This window comes from Streptomyces sp. ST2-7A (assembly GCF_021390475.1).
Classification (GTDB): Bacteria; Actinomycetota; Actinomycetes; order Streptomycetales; family Streptomycetaceae; genus Streptomyces.
The window spans coordinates 33,363-59,112 of the sequence record NZ_JAJUWS010000030.1 but is presented as its reverse complement, the minus strand read 5'-3'; the positions used below and the strand labels follow the sequence as shown (position 1 = coordinate 59,112).

The following is a 25,750-nucleotide window of genomic DNA, read 5'->3' as shown; positions in this document are numbered from 1 at the left end:
AGGGCCTCCTCCGGCGACGGACCGCGTCACGATCCGGCCCCGGGGCCGGTCCGCGGTGCGGCGGACCGGCCCCGGGGGCTCGCGGGCTGGATCAGCCGGCGTTCGCGGCGGCGAGTTCGGACTGGAAGGTCGCGACGTCGGAGGCGCCGGAGGTGAACTTGCTGGTGGCGTCCGAGATCGCGTTCAGCACGGAGACCGGGGTCGCCGAACCGTGCGCCAGGGAGGAGACGATGGTGTCCTGGCCGAACGACTCGATGGCCGTCTGCTGGTACTCGGAGAACTCCGACGGGTCGGCGTCGGTGCGGGCCGGGATGGAGCCCTTCGCCTTGTTGAAGGCGGTCTGGCCCTCCAGCGAGCCGGCGGTCTGCAGCCAGGCCTTCGCGCCGTCCTCGTTCGGGGCGTCCACCGGCAGGGTGAAGGAGTCGGCGAGGAAGTCGAAGACGCCGTCGGTGCCGGGGACCGGGAAGGCGGTGAAGTCGCCGCCCAGGGCCTTGCCCTGCTCCTCGAAGGCCGCGACCGCCCAGTCGCCCATCACGTTGAAGGCGGCGTTGCCGTCGATGACCATCTGGGTGGCCTCGGGCCAGTCCAGACCGTCACGGTCGTTGTTGGTGTAGCCGATGGCCTGCTCGAAGCTCTCCAGGGCCCCGGTGACCTCGGCGCTCTCCCAGTCGGTGGAGCCGTTCCACAGGCCGGTGTAGGCGTCGGCGCCGAGGTCGGCCAGCAGGATCGTCTCCAGCAGGTGCACCTGGGTCCACGCGGTGGCGACGGACAGCGGGGTGACGCCCGCCTCCTGGAGGGTGTCGAGGTCCTCGAACCACTCGTCCAGCGAGGCGTACTCCCTCTCCGGGTCGATCCCGTTCTCCTCGAGCACGGTGGGGTTGGCCCACACCACGTTGGCCCGGTGGATGTTGGCGGGGATCGAGTAGATGTTCCCCTCGTGGGTGAGCAGGTCGACCAGGTCGGGCGGGAAGGCGTCGCGGAGCTCGAAGTCGTTGTAGAGGGCCGAGACGCTCTGGAGCTGGCCGGCGTTGATGTAGTCGAGCAGCTCCAGGCCCGCGTGGGCCTGGAAGGTGTCCGGCGGGTCGCCCGCCTGGAGGCGGGACTGCAGCAGGTCCTTCGCCGCGGAACCGGCGCCACCGGCGACGGCGCCGTTGACGAACTCGATGTCCGGGTGCTGCTCGTTGAAGACGCCGACCAGGGCGTCCAGGCCGGCCTTCTCGGAGCCGGCCGCCCACCAGGTGAAGACCTCGACGCTGGAGCCGGAGCCCTCACCGTCGCCCGAGCCGGAGTCGCCGCCGTCGTCCGAGCCGCCGCACGCGGAGAGGGTGAGGCCGGCGATGACGGCACCGGCCACCGCCATTCTGGTTCCGTGCTTGCCACGCATGTGCATTCCCTACGCCTTCGTTGCCGTACCGGGGGCCGACGGGCGGGGGAGCGTTGCCGTCGGCCGGCCACCGGGTGCGTCCCCCGTGGTCCGGGGCCCATCAAAGGCCCGCCCCTTGTTGAAGTCAAGAAGTAAATTCAAAGCGCTGCCGAATCGTGTCCCGAGGTCGAGTCGTGTACTCAAGAGGGGGCGGGGCCCCGGAGGATCCCGTCCGCCGCCGCCGGGGACCGGCCGGGAACCCGGCGGGAAACCGCCGGAGACGTGTCGAAACGCCCCGCTGGTTTGTCATGATTCATGGGTATTCATCGGGATTCGGCTTCGGGGGGCGCGCCGGGGCGGGGGGTATCCTGACCGCCGTGCGCACTGACCGGGTGACACCGGGTTCGCAGACTTCACTCCGTGAGGCCAATCGAGCCCGGATCGTGGAGGCCGTCCAGCGGCGTGGCGCGCTCACGCAGATCGAGCTGGCCGGCGTCACCGGGCTGTCCCCGGCCACGGTGTCCAACATCGTCAAGGAGCTGGCCGCGGCCGGTGTCCTGCACACCTCCCCCTCCACCCGCAGTGGCAGACGGGCCCTGCAGGTCAGCCTCGCCCGCAACCTCGGCCTGGTGGCCGGGGTGCACTTCGGTAACCGCTCGCTGCGCGTCGCCCTCGCCGACGCCTCCCTGCGGGTCCTCGCGGACCAGCGGATGCCCCTGGCCCCCGACCACCGCGCCGACGTCGGGCTGCGCCGCGCCGCGCTCCTGGTCACGGAGATGGTCGAGTCGGTCGACGCCGGCCCCGAGGAACTCCTCGCCATGGGCGTGTGCCTCCCCGCCCCGGTCGACCGCCGCACCGGCGGCATCACCACCGTCGGCATGATGCGCGGGTGGGACGGGGTGCCCCTGCCGGAACTGCTCGGCGAGGAGCTGGACGTGCCGGTGGTCGTCGACAACGACGCCAACCTCGGCGCCCTCGCCGAGACCCGCTTCGGCGCCGCCGTCGGCCACGACCCCGTCGTCTACCTGCGGGTCTCCCACGGCGTGGGCGGGGGCCTGGTCCTCGGCGGGCAACTCGTCCACGGCCGCGCCGGCGGCGCGGGTGAGATAGGGCACGTGACGATCGACGAGCGCGGCCCGATCTGCCGCTGCGGCAACCGCGGCTGCCTGGAGACCTTCGTCGGCGCCCCCGCCCTGCTCGGCATGCTGGCCGGCAGTCACGGCAATCTCACCCTGGGGGACCTCATCGGCCGGGCGGCCGAGGGCGACCCCGGCTGCCGCCGCGTGTTGGCCGACACCGGCCGCCACCTCGGGGTGGCCGCCGCCAACATCTGCAACCTCATCGACCCCGGGATCATCGTGGTGGGCGGGCGACTCGCCGAGGCCGGTGACCTGCTCCTCGACCCGATGCGCGCCGTCATCGAGCAGCGGACCATGCCCAGCCCCGCCGGCCCGCCCGGCGTGGCCGCCGCCGCCCTCGGCGCCGCGGCCGAGGTGCGCGGGGCGCTGGCCGTCGCCCTCGACACCGCCGGCGTCGGCGCGGGCGTCGGCGGCGCGCTGGGGGTCGGGCCGTGACCACCGGCCGCGCGCCCCGCACCCCGGGCCCGACCCGCCGACGGGTCCCCGCCGCGCTCGCCGCGCTGCTCGTGACCCTTCTCGCGGCCTGCGCGCCCGGCACCCCCGGCATCGCCGGACCACCCCCCGGTGAACCCTCCGAGGGCACCATCGCCCTGCTGCTCCCCGACGCCAAGACCGCCCGCTACGAGACCTCCGACCGGACCGCCTTCTTCGGTGTCGTCGAACGCCGCTGCCCCACCTGCCGGGTGTACTACGCCAACGCCGACCAGGACGCGGCGCGGCAGCAGGAACAGGCCGAGGCGATGCTCGCCCGCGGCGCCGACGTGCTCGTCCTGGACGCCGTCGACACCGTCGCCGCCGCCGCCATCGTCCGGGAAGCCGCACGTCACGACGTATCCGTCATCGCCTACGATCGCTTCATCGCGGACGCCGACATCGACTACTACGTCTCGTTCGACAGCGAGCTCATCGGATACCTCCAGGGAACCGCCCTGGTGGCCGCGGTGCGGGAGCGGGGACCACGCCCGGACGGACGCCCACCCGGCGTCCTCCTCGTCCACGGTTCACCGACCGATCCCAACTCCGCGGAGCTCGCCGCCGGTGTCCACCGCGCGCTCGAGGGAGAGGACATCGAGGTGCTCGCCGAGTACGACACCCCCGACTGGAGCCCGGACCGGGCCACCGACTGGGTCGAGGGGCAGCTCACCCAGTTCGGCGACCGGGTGGACGGCGTCAACGCCGCCAACGACGGCATCGCGGGTGGCGCCATCGCCGCGATGAAGGCCGCCGGCCTCGACCCGGTGCCGCCCGTCACCGGGCAGGACGGCGAACTCGCCGCCGCGCAGCGCATCATCTCCGGCGACCAGTACATGACCGTGCACAAGGCGACCGCCGAACAGGCCCGCACCGCCGCCGAACTGGCGGTGCGCCTGCTGCGCGGCGAGTCCCCGCGCACCGCCGCCGTCATCGAGGGCGTGCCCAGCCTGCTGCTCGCCCCCCGTGCCGTCGGGGTCGAGGACGTGCGGCGCGTCCTGGTGGACGGCGGCGTCCACTCGGTGGACGCCATCTGCACCTCCTCCTACGAGACGGCGTGCCTGCGGGTCGGCCTGCTGGAGGAGGTGCCGTGAGCACGCCCGCGCCCTTCCTCTCCCTGCGGGGGGTCTCGAAGAACTTCGGGGGCGTCCGCGCCCTGCGCGACATCGACCTCGACGTCCGGCCCCGCGAGGTGCTCGGCGTCATCGGCGACAACGCGGCCGGCAAGTCCACCCTCGCGGGGATCATCGCCGGCGTGTACCGGCCCGATGCCGGGCGGATCCTCGTCGACGGCCGGCCCGTCGTCCTCGGCTCCCCGGCCGAGGCCCGCCGACTGGGCATCGCCGCCGTCTTCCAGAACCTCGCCCTGTGCGACAACCTCGACGTGGTCGAGAACCTCTTCCTCGCCCACGAGCCCACCCGGGCCGGCCTCCTCGACGAGGTCGCCATGGAACGCGAGGCGTGGGACCTCCTCGGTCAGCTCGCCACGAGCGTTCCCTCGCTCCGGGTCCCGGTGCGGGAACTCTCCGGCGGACAGCGGCAGATCGTCGCCGTCGCCCGGGCGCTCCTCGGCTCGCCCCGCGTCGTGGTCCTCGACGAGCCCACCGCCGCCCTCGGTGTCCGACAGACCGCCGAGGTCCTCAACCTCGTCGAACGGTTGCGCGAACGCGGCCACGCCGTCGTCCTCATCAGCCACCAGGCCGCCGACCTGCAGGCCGTCGCCGACCGCTTCGTCGTGCTGAGACTGGGCCGGTTCGGCGGCGAACTGGACGCCGCCGACACCGGGTACGAGGACCTGCTCGCCGCCATGACCGGGGCCAGCCGACCCAGTGGCAGGAAGCACCGATGAGTCCCACCCCCGCGCCCCCCTTCCTGCGCCCCTTCTCGGCCGGCACCGACACCCCCCGGGTTCGGTGGCTGAACCCACCGTCCGGCGGTGACACCGGCCTGCTGCCGGTCATCGGCGCGCTCCTGCTGGTGTGGACGGTCTTCGGCGTCCTCAACCCCGCCTTCCTGTCCGCCGAGAACCTCGTGAGCCTGACCCTGCAGAGCGCCCCCACCGGGGTGATCGCGCTCGGCGTGGTCCTGGTGCTGATGGTCGGACAGATCGACCTCTCGGTCGGCGCGGTCAGCGGGATCGCCGCGGCCGTCGTCGTCGTGACCACCGTGCTGTTGGAGTGGCCGCTGCTCGCAGGTCTCCTCCTCGCGCTGGCGGTGGGCGTCGTCACCGGGCTCGGCTACGGCCTGCTCACCACCCGGCTCGGACTGCCCGGCTTCGTCCTCACCCTCGCCGGCCTGCTCGTCCTCACCGGCATCCAACTGCGCGTGCTGGGACCGCGCGGCTCGGTCAACCTGCCCTTCGAATCGGGCCTGGTCCGCTTCGCCCAGCAGGGTTTCCTCCCCGAGCCGGTGGCCTGGGGAGCCGCCGCGACGGCGGTCGCCGTGGTCACGGGACTCCGGGTGGCGGAGCGGATCCGGCGGGCCCGGGCCGGACTGCCCCGGATGGGCACGCTCGGCCTCGTCCTGCGCACCGTCGGGCTCGCCGCGCTGCTCGCCGCCGTCGTCGGCTACCTCGGGACGGCCCGCGGCATCGGCTACCCGGTGGTCCTCTTCGTCGCCCTGGTCGTCCTGGCGGACGTGCTGCTGCGCCGCACCCGCTGGGGCCGTTCGGTGCGCGCGGTCGGCGGCGATCGGGCCTCGGCGCTGCTGGTGGGGGTGGCCGTGCGACGCGTCACCATCTCCTGCTTCGTCGCCGGCTCCACGCTCGCCGCGCTCGGCGGCGTCCTCGCGGCGGGCCGGCTCGCCGCCGCCAACCAGGGCACCGGTGGCGCCGAGACCTACCTCTTCGCCATCGCCGCCGCCGTGATCGGCGGCACCAGCCTCTTCGGCGGGCGGGGCAGCGCTTGGTCGGCCCTGCTCGGGGTGCTCGTCCTCACCTCGATCTCCAACGGCCTGACCCTCCTCAACCTGGACACCGCCACCCGCTACATCGTCACCGGCCTCGTCCTGGCCCTCGCCCTCACCGCCGACACCCTGCTGCGCGGACGCCCCGCCGGTCCCGTCCCCTGACGGCGGGCCCCGACGACCGGCCTCCCACTGGCGCGGTCCGGGCGGCCGTGCCCCGTCCGGCATACTCATGTGGGTGAACAGCGTGCCCGAAACCCGAACCCTGCCCGTGCCCGAAGGACTGGAAGGGGAGCGGGTCGACGCCGCCCTCGCCCGGCTGCTGGGCTTCTCCCGCACCAAGGCGGCCGAACTGGCGGCCGAGGGGAAGGTGCGTCTGGACGGCGCGGAGGTCGGCAAGTCGGAGCGGGTCACCGGCGGCTCCTGGCTGGAGGTGGAGATGCCCGCCCCGCCGACCGCCGTGCGGGTGGTCGCCGAGCCGGTCGAGGGGATGGGAATCGTCCACGACGACGACGACCTGGTCGTGGTCGACAAGCCGGTCGGGGTGGCCGCCCACCCCAGCCCCGGCTGGAGCGGCCCCACGGTCATCGGCGGCCTGGCCGCCGCCGGCTTCACCGTGGCCACCTCCGGCGCGGCCGAGCGACAGGGCATCGTGCACCGCCTGGACGTCGGCACCTCCGGCCTGATGGTGGTGGCCAAGTCCGAGCACGCCTACACCCTGCTCAAGCAGCAGTTCCGCGAGCGCACCGTGGACAAGCGGTACCACGCGCTGGTGCAGGGTCACCCCGACCCGCTCAGCGGCACCATCGACGCCCCGGTCGGCCGGCACCCCAAGCACGACTGGAAGTGGGCCGTCACCGCCGCCGGCAAGCCCTCGATCACGCACTACGACCTGATCGAGGCGTTCCGGGCCGCCAGCCTGCTGGACATCAAACTGGAGACCGGCCGCACCCACCAGATCCGGGTGCACATGTCCGCCCACCGCCACCCCTGCGTCGGCGACCTCACCTACGGCGCCGACCCGACCCTGGCCCGCCGGCTGGGCCTGGGCCGGCAGTGGCTGCACGCGAAGAACCTGGGCTTCGAGCACCCGGCCGACGGCCGGTGGGCGGAGTTCTCCTCGGAGTACCCGGAGGACCTGGCGAACGCCCTGGACACCATCCGCGCCGAGAGCTCCTGACCCCGGGCCGGATCCGAGGCGGGCCCGTGTCCGTAGGGGGTCCGGGCCCCGACGCGGCCCGGACCCGGTGGGGTTCGGAGGTGTCGGGCCCGGCTTCGGGACTCACTCCCGCCGCTCGGCGCCCCGCCGGGCCCGGGGCGGCGCGACGCCGTTCCCGGAGATCTCCGCCGCGGCGTCCTGCCCGCCCCCCTCCGCGGGCTCACGCGGCCCGGGCAGGACGGCGGCGGCGGTGTTGATCCGGGGCAGGGCGTGCGGATACTCGCGGTGCAGCCAGCCGATCAGCTCCTCGCGCACGGCACAGCGCAGGTCCCACACGTCCGAGGAGTTCGCCGCCGACATCGCGGCCCGCACCTCGATGCTGCTCGCCGTCGTGTCGGTGACCACCAGACTCCAGCTGCGGCCGTCCCACTCCTTGCGGCCCAGCAGGAAGGAGTGCAGGTGCTCGCGCAGTTCGGCCACCGGCGTGGAGTGGTCCAGGTACAGGAAGACCGTGCCGGTGATCTCGTGGCCGCCGCGTGACCAGTTCTCGTACGGCTGCCCGTTGAAGTGCGAGACCGGCATCGTCAGCCGCCGGTCGTCCCAGATCCGGATGGTGATGAAGGCCAGCGAGATCTCCTCGACGGTGCCCCACTCGCCCTCGACCACCACCGTGTCGCCGATCTTCACCGAGTCGCCGAAGGCGATCTGCAGACCGGCGAAGAGGTTGCCGAGCATGGACTGGGCGGCCACACCGGCGATGATGCCCAGCACACCGGCCGAGGCCAGCATCGAGGCGCCCAGCGTCCGCAGCGCGGGGAAGAGCACCAGGATCGCGATGGCGCTGGCCACGATGGCGAGGATGGTGGTGACCACCCGTCGCACGATGGTCAGCTGGGTGCGGAACTGCCGCACCCGGGCGATGTCGTCGGTGCGCCCGGCGTAGGAGGCGAGAATGTTCTCCGCCACCGCGCCCGCCGCCACGATAGCCAGCCAGGCGGAGGCCGCCGTGGTGATGATCGCGAGGATCGTCTCGATCACCGCGTTCTGCGGGATGTCCAGGGCCGAGGGGCCGTGGGCGACCTGGAGGGCGGAGGAGACCAGCAGTACCTGCAGGGGGGCCTGGCAGCGCCGCAGCAACTGCGGCAGCCGGTTCCGCGGCTTGCGCCGGGTGGCGCTGCGCAGCCCCCGGTCGATCAGCCAGCCCAGGAACACCGCGATCACCACGGCACCGCCCAGCACGAGCACCGGCCGCAGGACGTCGTTCATCGAACGGTCAGCTCCTCAATCCATCCGTGGGTGTATCGCCCGGACGCCGTCGTACCGGACATGTCGTGCTTCCGCTCGGGGCCTCCCGACCCGCTTCCCGGTGAGCCGTGCCCACCGGGAAGCGGGTCGGGAGGCCCTGCCACAGGCTAGCCGGCAGGATGGGCCGACGGGGACCCGCTCCCGCCCCGGGCGTGCCGCCGAACGGGTGCCGCCGTCGGCCCCCGGGGAACGGGCCGACGCCGCGCCGTCGGCCCCGACACCCCGGTGACGTCGGCGATCCGGCCCGGATCCGCGTCCGCGTCGCCCCGACGCCGGGCCCCGTACCCACCCGAACCAGCCGACCCGAAAGCGACTCCGACGTGGCCGATGTCATCCTCTTCCACTCCGCCCTGGGACTGCGTCCCGCCGTGCTCGACCTCGCCGAGCGGTTGCGCGCGGCCGGACACACGGTCCACGTGCCGGACCTCTACGCGGAAACGGACGGGCCGGGCGGGGCGGGAACCGCCGCCCCCGTCGTCACCGACGACACGCAGAAGGCGGCTGAACTGGTGGAGTCCGTGGGCCGGGAGGAGTTGCTGCGCCGCGCGGCCCGGGCGGCGGCCCCCCACTCCGAGCGCCGCCCGGTCTACGCCGGCCTGTCCCTGGGCGCCTCGCTCGCCCAGACCGTGGCCTTGGGCGACAGTCGGGCGCGCGGCCTGCTCCTGTTGCACGGCACCGCCGACCTGCCGGAGGACGCCTCGGCCCCGGACCTGCCCGCCCAGCTGCACATCGCCGACCCCGACCCCTTCGAGCCGCACGACTGGCAGACCGCCTGGTACCTGGGGATGCGCCGGGCGGGGGTGGACCTCGAGGTCTTCCGGTATCCGGGGGCCGGTCACCTGTACACCGATCCGGACCTGCCCGACCACGACGCGGAGGCCACCGAGCGGACGCTGACGATCGCGCTGGACTTCCTCGCCGAACTCGACGCGGCCGGGGAGTGAGACGGGTCGGGACGGACGGCCCCGGAGGGGCTCACCACCGCACGCACCGGCCGTTCCCGCCCGCCCGCGGGTGGCAGACCAGATCCCGGTCGGCGGCGTCCCCGCTCAGGAAGCGGCCCACGCAGTCGTTGGACCCGGTCCGCCCCCGCTCGGCGCAGAACGCCACGGCCGCGTGGCCGTCGGCGAAGGGCCCCGGCGCGTACACCACCCAGTAGCCGGGGTTGAGCGAGGCGTGGTCGTCGCTGAGCAGGAGTCGGGCCTCCGGCACCTCGGCCCGCACCGCGGCCAACCGCCGGTCCCTCGCCTCGATGCCGGAGGAGACCGGTTCGGAGAAGAGTTGGGCGACCCAGCCGGACGGGGTGTCCCCGGCATCGGGGACCGCGCCGGGACCGGTGCCGACGGGATCGGTCGTACCGATGTCCCCTCCCGTGCCGGGGGAGTCCGTGCCGGGGGTTTCGGCGTCGTGATCGGTGGGGTCCGGGTCGGAGTTCTCCCTTCCGGCGGGGCCCCCATCGGGGTCGGGCCCGCCGGCACCGATGTCATCGGCCCCCGCGTCTCCGGCGCCGGTATCCGCGCCGGGGTCCTCCTCGTCTCCCGCGCCGGCGCCCGGGGTCACCCCGGAACCGATGCCCCCGGAGCCGGGGGAGCCCTCTCCGCCGTGCCACAGGGAGGGGAGCAGGACCGCGCCGCCGGCGATCAGCACCGCCGCGGCGACGACCGTCACCGTCCGGGTCCCCCGCCGCCCGGTCGCCGCCGGGGCGTCCGCCGCGAGCACGACCGGCGGTGGGAGGTACGTCGGAACGAGGGCGGGAGGGACGGCCCCCGTGGACGCGGCGGGCACCGGCGGCGCCGTGGCGGCCCCCGACGCCGTCTCCGCCCCGGCCCGTCGGAGCGCCTCCGCGACCCGCTCCGCGTCCGGGCGCGCGGCCGGGTCCTTCACCAGCAGGGCGGCCAGCAGCGGTTCCAGGGCCCCGGCCCGGGTCGCGGGCGGGACGGGATCCTCCACCACCGCCAGCAGCGTCGCCGTCAGCGTGCCGCGCCGCATCGGCGAGCGGTTCTCCACCAACTCGTACAGCAGCGCCCCCAGCGACCACAGGTCCCCGGCCGGCAGGTCGGCGCCACCGCGCACCCGTTCGGGAGCCATGTACTCCGGCGAGCCGATGATCTGCCCCTCCATCGTCAGCGCCGGGCCGTCGTGGACGGCGGCGATGCCGAAGTCGGTGAGCACCGCCGAACCGTCCGGGCGCAGCAGCACGTTGGCGGGCTTGACGTCCCGGTGCAGGATTCCCGCCGCGTGCGCGGCGCGCAGCGCCGCCAGGACCCCGAGACCGTGACGCACGGCCTCGGCGACCGGCACCGGCCCCTCGGCGATCCGGTCGCGCAGGGTGCGGCCGGGCAGCAGTTCCATGACGATCCACGGGAAGGGGCCGGCGTCGACGATGTGGTGCACCGTCACCACGTGGGGGTGGGCGATCCGGGCCAGGGCCCGGGCCTCCCGCAGCACCCGCTCCCGCAGTCGCGCGGCGCCGGGGGCGTCGAGGGCGCCCTCCGGCGGTCGCACCTCCTTGATCGCGACCTCGCGTTCCAGCGCCGTGTCCCGGGCGCGCCAGACCGTTCCCATGCCGCCGGTGCCCAGGCGCTCCAACAGCAGGAAACGGCCGTCGAGTTCCGCGCCGACCCGGCCCGGCTCCGGCACGGCCCGGCCGGCACTCCCGGCCGCGACGGCGCGGGGATCGACGCCCCGTCCGCGCGGCCCGGGGGGAGGGACACCCCGGCTCGGCGCCCCGCCTCCCGGCGGCTCGCGGTCGTCCCCGCCGTGTCCGTCGCTCCCGCCACCGGCACTTCCCCCGTGGTTTCCCCCAACCATGGCCTCAGCCTACGGGGTTGGCGACCCTCTCCAACCGGCCCGTGCCGGCGGCGGCGCGGTAGGAGCGCAGGTGTCGGCTGCCCGCCGCCGGGTCCGTGCGGTCGGTCACCGCGTAGTAGTCCATCCTGGTCTCGTTCGCGCGCACCTCCAGCACGCCGTAGCCGTGGGAGTCGAGGTCCACCCACTTCACGTGCCGGTTGGCCGCCCGGATGGCCGCCTCGGCGACGAGCGACACCGTCTGCGGGGGGACGCCCAGGATGTCGTCGAGGTTGTCCGAGGTCACCGAGGTGACGACGAACTCCGTGCCCACCGATGGGCTCAGCGGGTACGTGGCGGCGTTCACCGGCACCTCGTTGGCCCAGTGCATGTGGATGTCGCCGGTCAGGAAGACCGCGTCGCGGATTCCCTCCGTCCGCAGGTGGGTCAGGAGCCGCTGCCGGTCGGCGGTGTAGCCGTCCCACTGGTCGGTGTTGATCGCCAGGCCCCCGGCCGGGACGCCCAGGCACTGCCCGATCGGACCCAGCAGGTGGGCCGGGACGGAACCGAAGGCCACCGGGGAGATCATCACCGAGGTGGCGATCAACTGCCGCCGGGCGGGGGAGGCGGAGATGCCGTTCAGCAGCCACTCCAACTGAGCCCGGCCGGTGATGGAGCGCCCGGGGGAGTCCACCGCCCCGCTGCCGGGCGTGACCTGCCGGCCGCGGAAGGACCGCAGGTCCAGCAGGTGCAGGTCGGCCAGGGTGCCGAAGCGCAGCCGCCGGAAGACGGTGTCCTCGGTGGAGGGCCGCACCGGCATCCACTCGAAGTAGGCGCGTTTCCCGGCGGCCAGTCGCTCACGCCACTCGCCCTCCGTGCCCGGCGTGTGGTTCTCGGCGCCGTCGGTCCACCAGTCGTTGGCGACCTCGTGGTCGTCCCAGATGGCGATGAGCGGGTGGGCGGCGGTGACCGCCCGCAGGTCCGGGTCGGAGCGGTAGTGGGCGTGCCGCCGCCGGTAGTCGGCCAGGGTCAGGATCTCGTGTGCCGGCAGGTGGGTCCGGGTCGGGCGGGCGGGGTACTCGCCGGTGCCGTACTCGTAGAGGTAGTCGCCCAGGTGCAGCACCGCGTCCAGGTCACCGCGGGCCGCGAGGTGGCGGTAGGCGGAGAAGTGGCCGGCCTCGTAGTTGGAGCAGGAGACGACGCCCAGCCGCAGTCGGTCCGGGCTCGCCTCGGCTGCCGGCGCGGTGCGGGTGCGCCCGACCGGGGAGCGGACGCCCTCGACGGTGAAGCGGTAGTGGTGGTCGCGGGCCGGGCGCAACCCGCGCACGTCCACCTTGACGGTGTGGTCGGTCACGGCCGTGGCGGTCACCGCGCCCTCGGCGACGACGACGCGGAACCCGGGGTCCTCGGCGACCTCCCAGCGCACCGACACGGCGGGGCCGAGGCCGGAGCCCGGCGCGGCCTCCGGGACGGGGGTGACCCGGGTCCACAGCAGCACACCGTCCGGCAGCGGGTCACCGGAGGCGACACCGTGCGCGAAGAGGGTGTCGGCGGGGTCTCCGGAACCGGCGGGGGAGCCCGCGTCGGCGGCCCGGGCGGCGGGGGAGGAGGCCAGGGGGAGGACGGCGGCGGCGCCGACGGCCGCCGCGGCGACCACGGAGCGCCGCGAGGGCGCGGAGCCCCCGGTCACGGGAGGGTCATCGGCCGGGAGGGTCGGCCGGGCCGGGGCGGACGGGGCGATCCCCGTCCCGGGGTGCGGGGGCAGGACGGGGCCATCGGCGCCGGGGGTCTCCCGGAGCGGATCGATGGGGGTGGTGCCGGTACGGGTTTCGCGGGTCTCGGTCACGGAGCAGGATGCTACGGACCGGTAGTGGGACGGAACAGGTGCCGGCGGGACAACGGACCGGTGTCCGGGAAGAGTTCGCCCGCCCGCCGATCGGGGTTGGCCGGCGCGTCCGGAGCCGGTCGCCGAACGGTCTCCCCGACCCCGGTCCGGCCCCGGTCCGGGACACGGACCCCCTCCGGCGGTTCGGCGGTCCGGCCGCTCGCCGGGGCGATCGGTCGGCCCCGGTCCCCGGGGCCGGCGCGACCGGCGGGGGAGGGGGCACGGTCGCCCCGTCCGGCGGCCCACCCGGCGCCCCGGCGGAGGAGCCGGGGTCCGGCGCCCCCGCCGGGGTGGTCGGTCGGCCCCGGACCGCCCCGGTCCCCCGCCCGGTGCGGGAAGGGCACGGTCGCCCCGTCCGGCGATCCGGTCCGGCATACGGACACCCCGTTCGGCGGTTCGGGGCTCCGCCGGGGTGGTCGGTCGGCCCCGGTCCCGGCGAACCGCCGGGACCGGGGCCCGGGCGTCAGCCCAGCAGCGACAGCAGCTCCTCCGGCGAGCGCGGGGTCTCCACCCGCTCGCCGTTCAGCAGCACGGTCGGGGTGCCGGTGATCTCCGGGTCGTCGGCGAACTTCTCGCCCATCCTGATCGACCAGGCCGCGAAGGTGCTCTCCCGCACCGACTCCTCGAACTGCGAGAAGGCCGCGTCGTCGGAGAGCGCCTCCACCGAGCGGCCGACCTCGATCAGCTTGTCGTCGTCACCGAAGTCGTCCGCGCGGTTGTCGCTGGTGTGGAACTCCTCCGAGTACAGGGCGTGCAGGTAGCCCAGGAAGGCCTCGGGGCTCACGTCCAGGGCGGCGCCCAGGGCGCTGATGGCGTTCTTGGAACCGGTGCCGCCGTTCATCTGCTCGTCGAAGAAGGTGCCGAAGGTCCACTCGCCGCGGAAGTCCCCGCCCTCGATACCGTCGGCGACGGTGTCACCGGTGGTCCGCTCGAAGTCGGCGCAGGCCGGGCAGCGGGGCTCCTCGTAGAAGGAGAAGACGTCCGCCGCCCCCTCGTCGCCGATGGATATCGTCAGACCGTCCTCGCCCGAGGCGTTGGCGGGTATCGCGTACTCGGCGTTCTCGCCCTGCTCCTCCAGGTCGGCGGCGATCGCCTCCCAGTCGGTGGAGTCCCCGCCGCTGCCCAGGTTGGCGATGGTGAAGCCGACCAGCACCGCGAGGGCCAGCACACCGGCGACGATGCCGCCGACGGTCAACTGCCGGCGCATCTTCTCCTTCCTCGCCTGCTTCTCCCGCTCGGCCCGCAGCCGTTCGCGGGCGTCCCGCTTGGCTTCCTGCGTATTGCGCTTGCTCATGATCCGGGAATCTCCGTGGGTGTCGGGTCCGGCGCGCGGCCGGACCGGGTGTGGGGGTGCGTCGGGGGTCGCGAGGGGCGCGCACGCGCGAGGGAGCGCCGTGACGGTGACCGTCACGACGCGACCCGCCGGTTCTCGGCCCGTCCTCCCGGCAGCCGCCCCGGCGATCCCGGGTTGCGGGGATCCGGTGGGGTGGGAGGGGTCGGGCCCGGCCCGGGAACGCGTCCGTGCCGGGTGCCGGCGATCCGGGTGGATCAGGCCGCCGGCACGACCTCGGGGGGACCCCGACGGGAGACCGGGTCGCCGGCCGGGCGCCCGGCCGGCGGGAGGACCCGGAACGGCGTCCGGGCGAGCGGGCCGCGGGTGCCGGCGTCTACCGGCAGCGGGGCCCGCAGCAGCGTCCGCGCCAGGCGCAGCGGACGGAAACCGGCGGCCACGGCGGCGGCCGGCAGCCGCGCCAGGGCCGTCTCCCCGCAGCGCAGCCACGCGGCGGCGCCCAGGCCGATGCCCACGTGCGCCAGCAGCAGGATCCACGGCGCGGCCGGGTGGACGGCGGTCTCGGCGCCGGCCGCCCAGCGGGCCAGGGGGGTGCCCAGTTCGCCACCCGAGCACATCAGATCGATGCCGGCCAGGCGCAGCGACCCGGTGAGCGCGGTGCCGGCGGTCTGCCCGTGCTGCTCGAAGCAGGCCGCCTGACCGCTGGTGAACAGCGCGTCGGCGGCCAGTTCCAGCGGCACCAGCAGGGCGGCGATCCGGGCGAAGCCGCGTTCCCGCCCGGCGAGCAGCCAGGCGAGGAGGAAGACGGCCAGGGCGACCCCGACGACCGTGCCGACCGGCAGTGGCCGGCCGGTCAGCAGCACGTGCGCACCGGTGGACGGCGTGAGACACATCGCGGTGAAGACCGCGGCGCGCACGCTGCGTATACCGGTGTCGGAGGCATCCATCGAGGCGAGTGTGCCATGCCGGGTCGGAACGGGCCGGCCCCCGGGTGGGAGCGGTAGGGTCGGATGCCACCGGTGTCCCCCCTCCCGGCCCTCCTCGGGCCCGCGCGGCCCGGCGCCGGCGCCGTTCGCGCGACCGGCGGGGCACCCGCGGCGGGGTGGACCGGTGGACCCCGTCACAACCGCACGCCCGTCGGAAGGTTTCGTGGTGAGCCAGTCCTTCACCCATCTCCATGTCCACACCCAGTACTCCCTGCTGGACGGAGCGGCGCGGTTGAAGGACATGTTCGCGGCGTGCGATCAGATGGGGATGTCGCACATCGCGATCACCGACCACGGCAACCTGCACGGCGCCTACGACTTCTTCCACAAGGCGCAGGACGCGGGCATCGTGCCGATCATCGGCATCGAGGCGTACCTGGCGCCGGAGTCCCGCCGCTACACCCGTCCCGTGAAGTGGGGCGCCCCGCACCAGAAGGGCGACGACGTCGCGGGCGCCGGCGCCTACACCCACATGACCATGTGGGCGCGCAACCGCGAGGGCCTGCACAACCTCTTCCGCGCGCAGTCCCGCGCCGGCCTGGAGGGGTACTTCCGCAAGCCCCGCATGGACCGGGAGCTGCTGGCCGAGTACTCCGAGGGCCTGATGGCCACCACCGGCTGCCCCTCCGGCGAGATCAGCACCCGGATCCGGCTGGGGCAGATGGACGAGGCGATCAAGGCCGCCGGTGAGTACCAGGACATCTTCGGCCGGGAGAACTTCTTCGTCGAGCTGATGGACCACGACATCGACATCGACCGGCGGGCGCGGGCCGGACTGGAGGAGATCGCCCGCCGGATCAACGCCCCCTTCGTGGTCACCAACGACAGCCACTACACCTACGAGCACGAGTCGGCGGCCCACGACACGCTGCTGTGCATCCAGACCGGCAGCAACCTCTCCGACCCCGACCGCTTCAAGTTCGACGGCTCCGGCTACTACCTGAAGTCGGCGGCGGAGATGTACGCGATCGACAACTCCGACGCCTGGCAGGAGGGCTGCCGCAACACGCAGCTGTTGATCGCCGAGCGGGTCGACACCGAGGGCATGTTCAAGCCCCGGAACCTGATGCCGCGCTTCGACGTCCCCGAGGGCTACGACGAGGTCTCCTGGTTCCAGGAGGAGGTGCGGCGGGGGATGGAGCGCCGCTACCCGGCCGGGGTCCCGGAGGACCGGCAGCGGCAGGCCGCCTACGAGATGGGCGTCATCATGGAGATGGGGTTCCCCGGCTACTTCCTCGTGGTCGCGGACTTCATCATGTGGGCCAAGAACAACGGCATCGCGGTGGGCCCGGGCCGTGGCTCGGCGGCCGGCTCGATCGTCGCGTACGCGATGGGCATCACCGACCTCGACCCCATCGACCACGGGCTGATCTTCGAGCGGTTCCTCAACCCCGAGCGCGTCTCCATGCCCGATGTCGACATCGACTTCGACGAGCGCCGGCGCGGTGAGGTGATCCGGTACGTCACCGAGAAGTACGGCGCCGACAAGGTCGCCATGATCGGCACCTACGGCACCATCAAGGCGAAGAACGCGATCAAGGACTCCGCCCGGGTGCTGGGTTACCCGTACGCGATGGGCGACCGCATCACCAAGGCGATGCCCGCAGATGTTCTGGGCAAGGGCATCCCGCTCTCCGGCATCACCGACAAGAACCACCCCCGGTACGCCGAGGCCGGCGAGATCCGCTCGATGTACGAGAACGAGCCGGACGTCACCAAGGTCATCGACGCCGCCCGGGGCATCGAGGGCCTGGTGCGACAGATGGGCGTGCACGCCGCCGGTGTGATCATGTCCAGCGAGCGGCTGATCGACCACGTCCCGGTCTTCTCCCCGAAGAACGACGGCGTCGTCGTCACCCAGTGGGACTACCCCAGCTGCGAGGCGCTGGGCCTGCTGAAGATGGACTTCCTGGGCCTGCGCAACCTCACGATCATGGACGACGCGGTCAAGGCGGTGAAGCAGAACAAGGGCATCGACATCACCCTGCTCGATCTGCCGCTGGACGACCCGAAGACCTACGAGCTGCTCCAGCGCGGCGACACCCTGGGTGTCTTCCAGTTCGACGGCGGGCCGATGCGCTCGCTGCTGCGGATGATGAAGCCCGACAACTTCGAGGACATCTCCGCGGTCTCGGCGCTGTACCGGCCCGGCCCGATGGGCATGAACTCGCACATCAACTACGCGCTGCGCAAGAACGGCCAGCAGGACATCACCCCGATCCACCCGGAGCTGGAGGAGCCGCTGCGGGAGGTCCTGGACATCACCCACGGCCTGATCGTCTACCAGGAGCAGGTGCAGAAGGCGGCCCAGGTGCTCGCCGGCTACTCGCTGGGCCAGGCCGACCTGCTGCGCCGCGCGATGGGCAAGAAGAAGCAGGAGGTCCTGGACAAGGAGTTCGTGCCCTTCCAGGCCGGTATGCGCGAGCGCGGCTACTCCGACGAGGCGATCAAGGCCGTGTGGGACGTACTGGTGCCGTTCGCCGGCTACGCCTTCAACAAGGCGCACTCCTCCGCGTACGGGTTGGTCACCTACTGGACCGCCTACCTGAAGGCGAACTACCCGGCCGAGTACATGTCCGCGCTGTTGACCTCGGTGCGCGACGACAAGGACAAGTCGGCGATCTACCTCAACGAGTGCCGCCGGATGGGCATCAAGGTGTTCCCGCCGGACGTCAACGAGTCGGACGCCAACTTCACCCCACGCGGTGACGAGGTGATCGTCTTCGGTCTGACGGCGGTTCGAAACGTCGGTCAGAACGTCGTGGAATCGATCATCCGCAGTCGTATCGCCAAGGGGAAGTACAGCTCCTTCCCGGACTTCCTGGACAAGGTCGAGGCGGTGGTCTGCAACAAGCGCACCGTCGAGTCGTTGATCAAGGCGGGTGCCTTCGACGCCCTGAACCACACCCGCAAGGGCCTGACCGCGCACTTCGAGCCGATGATCGACAACGTGGTGCAGGTCAAGCGCAAAGAGGCCGAGGGCCAGTTCGACCTGTTCGGCGGCATGGGTGACGAGGAGGGCGACGACGGCCCGGGCTTCGGTATGGACGTGGAGTTCACCGATGAGGAGTGGGAGAAGACCTACCTGCTCGCGCAGGAGCGCGAGATGCTCGGCCTCTACGTCTCCGACCACCCGCTGTTCGGCATCGAGCACGTGCTCAACGAGAAGGCGGACGCGGCGGTCGCCCAGCTCACCAGCGGCGACTTCTCCGACGGCTCGGTGGTCACCATCGGAGGCATCATCTCCGGCCTCCAGCGCAAGATGACCAAACAGGGCAACCCGTGGGCGATCGCCACCGTGGAGGACCTGGCGGGCTCCATCGACTGCATGTTCTTCCCCGCCACCTACCAGCTGGTCTCCACCCAGTTGGTCGAGGACGCGGTGGTCTTCGTCAAGGGCCGCCTGGACAAGCGGGAGGACGTGCCGCGCCTGGTCGCCATGGAGCTGATGGTCCCCGACCTCAGCGAGGCATCCGCCAACGCGCCGGTGACCATCACCATCCCCGCCGTCCGGGTCACCCCGCCGCTGGTCCAACAGTTGGGCGAGGTGCTGGGCCAGCACCGGGGGGCCACCGAGGTGCGGGTGCGTCTGCAGGGCCGCCGTACCACCACCCTGCTGCGGTTGGACCGCCACCGGGTGCAGGCCGATCCGGCGCTCTTCGGCGATCTCAAGGCGCTCCTCGGCTCGGCCTGCCTGACGAGCTGAGCCGCGCCGGGCGGCCGGGTCGCCGAACCCCGTACGGTTCCGCCCCGGGGGCCCGACCCGGGACGGAACCGTACGGGGTCCGTCCCGGGTCGGTACGGCGGGTCGCCGGACCGCTCGCCGAATCAGTTGTGTCCGAACCGCTTCTCCCGTTTCCGCCGCGGGGTCGGTTGCGCCGCTCCGGAGGCGAGGCCGCCCCCGCCCCCGGCCGTTGACACGTCGCCGGTGCCCTTCCGTTCGGGGGTGCCGCGTTCGGGGACCCGATCCCGCTTCCCGTGTTTCGCCATGGTCGTCTCCCGGTGTGTGATGGGACGGTGCCGTGCCCGTTCAGGACGGGTGCGGCAGGTGCGCGGGGAGCGCCGGCGGGGGGCGAGGAAGAGGGGTGGTGCGCGGGGCCGATCGGTGTGCCGGTCCGGCCGACCGGCCTTCCGCGCGGCTCCAGCGTCACACGGTCGGCCATTCGCCGCATCTCAGAACATCACGGAGTATTTCCACCGAGAAGGTGTGAGCCATGGCGTCCGCGGGTGCTTCGGTCCACAGTGGGAACACGGTGATGTTCCGAGGTGCCGGCCGCTCCGGCCCACCGGCCCGGCCCGATACCCCGGTCCGGTGATTCGCCACGCCGAAAACCGCCGTCGGGACGTCGAACCCGTCGGGGTCGGGCAGACTCGGGGGAACCGTCGGTTCCGGGGCGGGGCGGCGGAGGCCGGTCGTGGACCACGCGCGACGGGGGCGCGAACGGAAACCGCTACGCCCGGAGCGGGTGTGGCGGAGCCGAGGACACAGGAGAGAGGAACCCCCGTGGATCGCTGCGTGGTACTCGTCGACGCCGGGTACCTCCTGGGCGCCGCGGCGAGCCTGTTGGCGGGTGACCCCTCGCGCTCCCGGATCGCGGTGGACCACGCCGCGCTCATCCAGGGGCTCCGGGAACGGGCCCGCGCCGAGACCGGCTGCGAGTTGCTGCGCATCTACTGGTTCGACGGCGCCCCCGACCGCGTGCCGCAGCCCGAGCACCGCCGGCTGCGGGTGATGCCCCGGGTCACCGTGCGGCTCGGCGCCCTGACCCGCAGCGACGGGCGGTGGGCGCAGAAGGGCGTGGACGCCGCCATGCACGCCGAACTCACCGAACTGGCCCGCAACCGGGCCTGCGCCGACATCGTGCTGGTCACCGGCGACGGAGACCTGCTCCCCGGCCTGATGTCCGCCAAGGAACACGGCGTGGCCGTTCACCTGTGGGCCGTCCAGGCCGCGGACGGGGACTACAACCAGAGCGAGGATCTGGTCGCGGAGGCCGACGAGCGCCGGGTGCTGGACCGCGAGTGGATCACCCACTCGGTCAGGGTCCGTGACGCGCTGCTGCCCGGACACGGGCAGGGCCCCACCCGTCCGGAGATCGCGGCGATCCTCTCCGCGCCCCTCCCGGAGTCCGCCGACACCGGGGAACACCGCCCCGGGGGGTCGGAGGGCGCCCACTCCCGCAACGGTTCCGGGCCGGGCCCCGACCCGTCCCGTTCCCCGGTCGATGACGGAGCCGGCGTTCGGGACGGCGGCTCCCGCCGCGACGACGCCCCCTCCCGGGGCGGCGTCGTCCACCGGGGCCGGGACACCCGCGAGGAGGAGCGGGACAACGGGGTCGGAGCCGGCCGGGGCCCGGGCCCGGTCCCCGGCCGGGCCGTGCCCACTCCCCGGGACCTCGCCCGGGTCGGCCGCGCCGGAGGCGGCGCGCACCCTCCCCCCGGCCAACCGCCCGACCAGCCCCCCGCCGCCACCCTGCGCTGGTCCTCCGACCGCGGCTGGGTCGACCGGGGCACCGCCGCGGAGTCCCCGGAGACCGCCTCGCTGCCCTCCCTCGCCCAGCTCACCACCGCCGAGCAGCGGTGGGCGGACCGCGAGGAGGACATCACCACTGTGAGCGGGGACCCCTACGAGGTGGGTCAGGTCTTCGCCCGCCGCTGGGCCGACCGGATCGGCGCCGTCGACCACCTCTCCCGGCTCGCCGGCGAGTACCCCCGCATCCCGCACCGCGTCGACGGCGAACTGTTGCGCTACGCCGCGCGCTTCGGACTGCTCACCCACAAGGACGACCAGATCGACGAACAGGACCGCTACGCCATCCGGGCGGGCTTCTGGCGGGAGATCGAGAGCCGGTCGACACCCGGTTCCATCACCGGCCCCCCGGACGGCTGACGCCCCGCCGGGGCCGCCCCGCGGGCCGTTCCCCCGTTTCGGCGGGGGCCCGTGGCGCGGCCGACACGCGGTGGGGAGGCGGAGGGGCCACGGCCGGTGACGCGCGAAACGCCGTGAACCGGGGCGAAGGGCCCCCGGAGTGCGCGGCGCGGGACGAGCCGCGTACGCTCGGGGATCGTGTCCCTCTCCACCGCCCGGACCCCCCACGCGCCCCCGGTCGTGACCCCCGCGGCCCGGACGCCCGCCGCCGCGCCCGTCGGGCCGGTCGCCGTGTCCGTGCGGGAGGTGCACAAGACCTACCCCGGCGCCCGCCGTCCCCGACGCCCCCGGCGTCCGGTCGGTGACGAGTCGACGGACCGGCCCGACACCGGGCCCGTGCACGCCAGCGCCGGCATCAGCCTGGAGGTGGGGCGGGGCGAGATCTTCGGCCTCCTCGGCCCCAACGGCGCGGGCAAGACCACGCTGGTCCGCCAGCTGACCGGCCTGCTGCGACCCGACTCCGGCGCGATCGAACTGCTGGGCCACGACGTGGTCCGCCACCCCCGCCGCGCCCCCCGTCTGCTGGCCCACCTCGGCCAGGACTCCACCGCCCTGGACGAACTCACCGTCGCGGTCGCCGCCGAGACCACCGGCGTGCTGCGCGGACTGGAGCGCGCCGACGCCCGCCGCGAGAGCATGGAGATCCTCGAGGAACTGGGCCTGACCGCGCTGGCGACCCGTCCCCTGACCCGGCTCTCCGGCGGCCAGCGCCGGCTGGCCTGTGTCGCCGCCGCCCTGGTCGGCCGGCGCCCCCTGCTGATCCTGGACGAGCCCACCGCCGGTATGGACCCGGTGGCCCGGCGGGCGGTATGGGCGGCGGTGGACCGGCGCCGCGCCGAGCACGGCAGCACCGTCGTCCTGGTCACCCACAACGTCATCGAGGCCGAGGCCCTGCTGGACCGGGTGGCGGTGCTGGAGGCCGGTCGGGTCATCGCCTGCGACACCCCCGGCGGACTGAAGGCCATGGTCGGCGACGAGGTGCGCCTGGACCTGGTGTGGCGCGACCGCGCGCCGACCGAGGTCCCGGCGGTGGCCGCGCTGCGCCGGCTCGTCGCCGGGGAATCGACCGAGCCGGCGGGCGTCCCGGTGACGGGTCGCCGCTGGACGCTGCGGCTCTCCCCGGAGGAGGCCCGGGCCGCCGTCGCGGCCGTCACCACGGGGCCCGCCTTCGCGGCCCTGGACGACTTCACCCTGGCCACCCCCACCCTCGAGGACGTCTACCTGGCGCTGGGCGGCAGTGGACGGGGGCTGGTGCGCTCGTGACGATGACCGATCCCCGCGAGCACCCCGCCGCGGCCGGCGGGCCCGCCCTCGCGACCGGTCCCGGCGTCCCGGCGTCCCGTGCCGGTCACGACGGTCACGACGGTCACGACGACGGAACCGTGCCCGGCGGCCCGACCCCCGAGCCCCTGGCCGCCGGCGCCCGGCCCCTAGCCGCGCTCGGCGCGGTCTACCGGGCCCAGCTCTCCCGCGCCCGGGTCGCGCGCGTACCGCTGCTGTTCGTCGCCACCTTCCAGTCGGTCGGCATCATGATCCTCATGCGGGGGGTCGTGGACGCCGGCGCCGGCGAGGAGGCCCGCGCGGTCGTGGCGGGCTCCACCGTCCTGGTCGTCGCCTTCGTGGCGCTCAACCTCCTCGCCCAGTACTTCGGGCGGCTGCGGGCCACCGGCGGGCTGGACCACTGGGCGACCCTGCCCGCCCCGGCCGCCTCGGTGGTGCTGGGGACGGCCGCCGCCTACGCCTCCTTCACCGTCCCCGGCGTCCTGGCCACCGCCCTCATCGGCTGCGCGCTGTACCAGTTGCCGGTCACCGGGCTGTGGCTGCTGATCGCGGTGGTGCCGCTCGCCGGCGCCGCGCTGGCGGGCCTGGGCGCCGCGCTGGGACTGCTGGCGCCCCGCCAGGAGTTGGCCACCCTCTGCGGACAACTCGGCATGTCGGCCGCCCTCCTGCTGGGGGTGCTGCCGGCCTCGCGGATGCCGGAGCCGATCCAATGGCTGCGGGATCTGCTGCCCTCCACCTATGGGGTCGACGCGCTGGCGGAGGTCTTGGCGCCCGTCCCGGACTGGGGTTCGGTGCTGGCGAACCTGGCGGTCTGCGGCGCGGTCGGCCTCCCGGCGCTGGCCCTGGCCGGTTGGGCGTACCGGCGGGCGGCGGGACGCTGAGCGCGCTCCCGCCGGGACGGGCGGGGGACGGGCGCGAAACGGCTCTTCGCCGGTCCTCGAACGCCCCCGCCGGGCCCGGCCTCGCCCGAACAGACGTCCTGCGGGTCGAACGCCACGCCGGGGCCGGCAGGATGACGGGGTGACCCCACCCTTCCCGCCCCCGTCCTCCTCCCGGCCGTCGTCGTCCTCCGGGGCGTCCCGTTCCCCGTTCGCGGGGTCCGGCGGCGCGCACCGGGGGCCGTCCCCCTTCGGGTTCCCCGCCGGGGCGCCCGGCGGACGCGGCGCGGCGAAGGACACCCGCCGGGAGATCACCGACGCGCTCATCGCCCTGCTGGTCACGGCGCTGTTCGGCGGCCTCGCCCTCGGGGCGCTCTGGGGCCTGTTCTCCCCCCGGGTACGGGTGGTCTCCGACGGCGAGGGCGTCTACCTGGTGAACTCCGAGAGCGAGGAGGTCATCGCCGGTGACGGCAGCTTCCTGCTCATGGGCCTGGCCGTCGGCGCGGTGCTGGGACTGCTGATCTTCCTCCTCAGGCGCCGGGGCGGGGTCGGCGCGGTGCTCGGCCTGGCCCTCGGCTCGGCGATCGGCGCGGTGATCGCCTGGCGCCTGGGCATCCTCCTGGGTCCGGAACAGGACCTCGTCGCCCGCGCGGCCGAGTTCGGGGAGGGCGAGCCCTTCGACGCGCCGTTGGAGTTGAGGACCCTCGGCTCGCTGATCGGCCTGCCCTTCGGTGCGCTGCTGGCGCACTTCGTGGGCACCGCCCTGTGGAGTCCGAGGGAGAACGAGATCCCGCCCCCGCCCTTCCCCCGCTGGAACTGATCCGGGCACCCGGTGGGGCGCCGGCTCAGCCGCGCCCCACCGGCGCGGTGACGGCCTCCGTCAGCCGCACCAGATCCGCCGGGGCCAGCTCGATCTCCAGACCGCGCCGTCCCGCCGACACGCAGACCGTCGGGTGCTCTCCGGCCGAGGCGTCCACCACGGTCGGCAGCCGGCGCCGCTGTCCCAGCGGGGAGATCCCGCCGCGCACATACCCCGTGGCCCGTTCGGCCGCCGTCGGGTCCGCCATCGTCGCCCGCTTGCCGCCCACGGCCGCCGCCAGTGCCTTGAGGTCCAGGGTCCCGGAGACCGGAACCACCGCCACGGTCAGTGTCCCGTCCACCTCCGCCACCAGGGTCTTGAACACCCGGGCCGGGTCGGTGCCCATCGCCCGCGCGGCCTCCTCCCCGTAGGAGGGGGAGGCCGGGTCGTGCTCGTACGCGTGCAGGGTGAAATCCACGCCTGCCCGGGTCGCGGCCACGGTCGCCGGAGTGCCGCCGGCCCCGGCCTGCTTCTTCCGCCCCATCCGGTCCCCGTCCTCACCCGGGGACGTGCCCCGGCTCGTCCGCCGTCGTGCTCCGGGCCCCGCCCGGTGCCGGCGGCCCGTCCGTCTCAGTTCGGGTTGGTCGGCCGCCGGGTCAACTCCACCGCCGGCACCGACGGCAGCTTCCCGATCACGCCGATCTCCCGGCGCAGCATCCGCAGCTCCCGGGCCAGCCGGGCGGCGGTGTCCGGCGCCTCCAGGAGCGCCTGCTTCTCCGTCGTGTCCAGCACGGTCGCCGCCGCCACCAGATACGACACCACCGAGGGCTCCTCGGGCAACTCGCTTCCCGGCACCAGGGACCGCTCGTACGCGCTCGCCAGACGCTGCTGATAGGCGCGGAAGGCGCGCAGCACGCCGGTGGCGAGCACCTCCGCGCCCTCCCCGGCATCCTCCTCCAGCAGCTCCACCTCGCCGACCAGGTACCGACCCACCGTCTCCACCGACAGCAACCGGAACCGGGTGGTGCCGGTCGCCAGCACCTCGAACGAACGAGGGCCGGTCCCCTCGTCCCCGCCGTCGCCCGCGCCTCCGGATCCCCCGACCGGGTCGCGGGGCCGGATCGTGGTGGCGTCCGCGACACACCCGATCGGGTGGAAGGAGTCCATCGGATCGGCGGCGAAACCCGCGCCCGGTCGGACGTCGGACACCCCGGCGCCCGGCTCGCCCGGCAGTCCCCGGCCGGGCGGCGCCACCTCGTACCCCTCCCGGATCGCGACCACCCCGAAGGGGCGCGGGCCGTCCTCCGGCATCCGCAGCAGGTCGGAGACCAGGGCCCGGTACCGGGGCTCGAAGACGTTCAGCGGCATGACCAGCCCGGGGAACAGCACGGCGTGCAGGGGGAACAGCGGCAGGCGGGTCGTCGTCACGGCGCGAAGCCTAGCGTTCCGCCCGCACGGTCGTCCGGAGGCGTGGAGCACCGAACGCTCCCCCGCGCCCCGCCGCGCGTCCCCCGAACGCCCGCCCCGGCCGGACCCGCCGCGACCTCCCCGGGGTTCCGCCGGCGGACCATCG

At 74.1% G+C, this 25,750-nt stretch carries 19 protein-coding genes; 11 read left to right on the top strand and 8 right to left on the bottom strand.

Annotated elements, in window-relative coordinates:
• Positions 1 to 91: 91 nt before the first annotated feature.
• Positions 92 to 1,384 carry an ABC transporter substrate-binding protein gene (locus LZF96_RS18250; RefSeq protein WP_233873532.1) on the bottom strand — a complete coding sequence of 431 codons (1,293 nt, stop codon included), beginning with the start codon at positions 1,382 to 1,384 and terminating at the stop codon, positions 92 to 94.
• A gap of 356 nt (positions 1,385 to 1,740) precedes the next feature.
• On the opposite strand from LZF96_RS18250, the gene LZF96_RS18245 reads away from it, so the two are divergent.
• The 5 genes from LZF96_RS18245 to LZF96_RS18225 all read left to right on the top strand — a co-directional run bounded on the left by LZF96_RS18245 (position 1,741) and on the right by LZF96_RS18225 (position 7,057).
• Positions 1,741 to 2,937: an ROK family transcriptional regulator gene (locus tag LZF96_RS18245; RefSeq protein ID WP_233873529.1), complete on the top strand. Its 1,197-nt coding sequence runs from the start codon at positions 1,741 to 1,743 to the stop codon at positions 2,935 to 2,937.
• Entirely contained in the window at positions 2,934 to 4,067 is a 1,134-nt protein-coding gene (locus LZF96_RS18240) for a substrate-binding domain-containing protein (RefSeq protein WP_233873526.1), read from the top strand. The genes LZF96_RS18245 and LZF96_RS18240 overlap by 4 nt, the downstream gene beginning before the upstream one ends.
• On the top strand, positions 4,064 to 4,822 hold the full coding sequence (locus LZF96_RS18235; protein WP_233873523.1) for an ATP-binding cassette domain-containing protein: 759 nt from the start codon (positions 4,064 to 4,066) through the stop codon (positions 4,820 to 4,822). The genes LZF96_RS18240 and LZF96_RS18235 overlap by 4 nt, the downstream gene beginning before the upstream one ends.
• Positions 4,819 to 6,042, top strand: coding sequence for a sugar ABC transporter permease (locus LZF96_RS18230; protein ID WP_233873519.1), 1,224 nt, complete (start codon positions 4,819 to 4,821; stop codon positions 6,040 to 6,042). The genes LZF96_RS18235 and LZF96_RS18230 overlap by 4 nt, the downstream gene beginning before the upstream one ends.
• A gap of 82 nt (positions 6,043 to 6,124) precedes the next feature.
• Entirely contained in the window at positions 6,125 to 7,057 is a 933-nt protein-coding gene (locus LZF96_RS18225; protein WP_374203269.1) for an RluA family pseudouridine synthase, read from the top strand.
• A 102-nt stretch (positions 7,058 to 7,159) separates the two neighbouring features.
• On the opposite strand, the gene LZF96_RS18220 is transcribed toward LZF96_RS18225, so the two are convergent.
• Positions 7,160 to 8,302, bottom strand: coding sequence for a mechanosensitive ion channel family protein (locus tag LZF96_RS18220; RefSeq protein WP_233873514.1), 1,143 nt, complete (start codon positions 8,300 to 8,302; stop codon positions 7,160 to 7,162).
• Between the two features lie 359 nt (positions 8,303 to 8,661).
• On the opposite strand from LZF96_RS18220, the gene LZF96_RS18215 reads away from it, so the two are divergent.
• Positions 8,662 to 9,285 (top strand): dienelactone hydrolase family protein, encoded by a 624-nt coding sequence (locus tag LZF96_RS18215; RefSeq protein ID WP_233873511.1) that lies wholly within the window; start codon positions 8,662 to 8,664, stop codon positions 9,283 to 9,285.
• Between the two features lie 31 nt (positions 9,286 to 9,316).
• Here LZF96_RS18215 and LZF96_RS18210 read toward each other — a convergent pair whose 3' ends face one another.
• From LZF96_RS18210 to LZF96_RS18195, 4 genes are all read right to left on the bottom strand, one after another.
• Positions 9,317 to 10,981, bottom strand: a complete 1,665-nt coding sequence (locus LZF96_RS18210) for a serine/threonine-protein kinase (protein ID WP_308294233.1) — start codon at positions 10,979 to 10,981, stop codon at positions 9,317 to 9,319.
• Positions 10,982 to 11,156: 175 nt separating this feature from the next.
• Positions 11,157 to 12,818 (bottom strand): alkaline phosphatase, encoded by a 1,662-nt coding sequence (locus LZF96_RS18205; protein ID WP_233873580.1) that lies wholly within the window; start codon positions 12,816 to 12,818, stop codon positions 11,157 to 11,159.
• A gap of 658 nt (positions 12,819 to 13,476) precedes the next feature.
• Entirely contained in the window at positions 13,477 to 14,307 is an 831-nt protein-coding gene (locus tag LZF96_RS18200) for a thioredoxin domain-containing protein (RefSeq protein WP_233873508.1), read from the bottom strand.
• A gap of 254 nt (positions 14,308 to 14,561) precedes the next feature.
• Complete coding sequence (locus tag LZF96_RS18195) at positions 14,562 to 15,251, bottom strand: hypothetical protein (protein WP_233873505.1); 690 nt, start codon at positions 15,249 to 15,251, stop codon at positions 14,562 to 14,564.
• A gap of 202 nt (positions 15,252 to 15,453) precedes the next feature.
• Between LZF96_RS18195 and dnaE the strand changes: the two genes are divergently transcribed.
• The 5 genes from dnaE (at position 15,454) to LZF96_RS18170 (ending at position 24,198) form a co-directional block, all read left to right on the top strand.
• Positions 15,454 to 18,996 (top strand): DNA polymerase III subunit alpha, encoded by a 3,543-nt coding sequence (dnaE, locus tag LZF96_RS18190; protein WP_233873502.1) that lies wholly within the window; start codon positions 15,454 to 15,456, stop codon positions 18,994 to 18,996.
• Between the two features lie 798 nt (positions 18,997 to 19,794).
• Positions 19,795 to 21,180, top strand: a complete 1,386-nt coding sequence (locus LZF96_RS18185) for an NYN domain-containing protein (protein ID WP_233873499.1) — start codon at positions 19,795 to 19,797, stop codon at positions 21,178 to 21,180.
• Between the two features lie 276 nt (positions 21,181 to 21,456).
• Positions 21,457 to 22,482 carry an ABC transporter ATP-binding protein gene (locus tag LZF96_RS18180; protein ID WP_374203268.1) on the top strand — a complete coding sequence of 342 codons (1,026 nt, stop codon included), beginning with the start codon at positions 21,457 to 21,459 and terminating at the stop codon, positions 22,480 to 22,482.
• A 2-nt stretch (positions 22,483 to 22,484) separates the two neighbouring features.
• Positions 22,485 to 23,381, top strand: coding sequence for an ABC transporter permease (locus tag LZF96_RS18175; RefSeq protein ID WP_233873574.1), 897 nt, complete (start codon positions 22,485 to 22,487; stop codon positions 23,379 to 23,381).
• Positions 23,382 to 23,520: 139 nt separating this feature from the next.
• Complete coding sequence (locus LZF96_RS18170; protein WP_233873496.1) at positions 23,521 to 24,198, top strand: ABC transporter permease; 678 nt, start codon at positions 23,521 to 23,523, stop codon at positions 24,196 to 24,198.
• A gap of 25 nt (positions 24,199 to 24,223) precedes the next feature.
• Here the strand turns inward: LZF96_RS18170 and ybaK are convergent, their stop codons facing one another.
• Together ybaK and LZF96_RS18160 are read right to left on the bottom strand one after the other, a co-directional pair.
• Positions 24,224 to 24,721, bottom strand: coding sequence for a Cys-tRNA(Pro) deacylase (gene ybaK, locus LZF96_RS18165; RefSeq protein WP_233873493.1), 498 nt, complete (start codon positions 24,719 to 24,721; stop codon positions 24,224 to 24,226).
• Between the two features lie 86 nt (positions 24,722 to 24,807).
• Positions 24,808 to 25,605 carry an LON peptidase substrate-binding domain-containing protein gene (locus LZF96_RS18160; protein ID WP_233873490.1) on the bottom strand — a complete coding sequence of 266 codons (798 nt, stop codon included), beginning with the start codon at positions 25,603 to 25,605 and terminating at the stop codon, positions 24,808 to 24,810.
• Between the last annotated feature and the right edge of the window lie 145 nt (positions 25,606 to 25,750).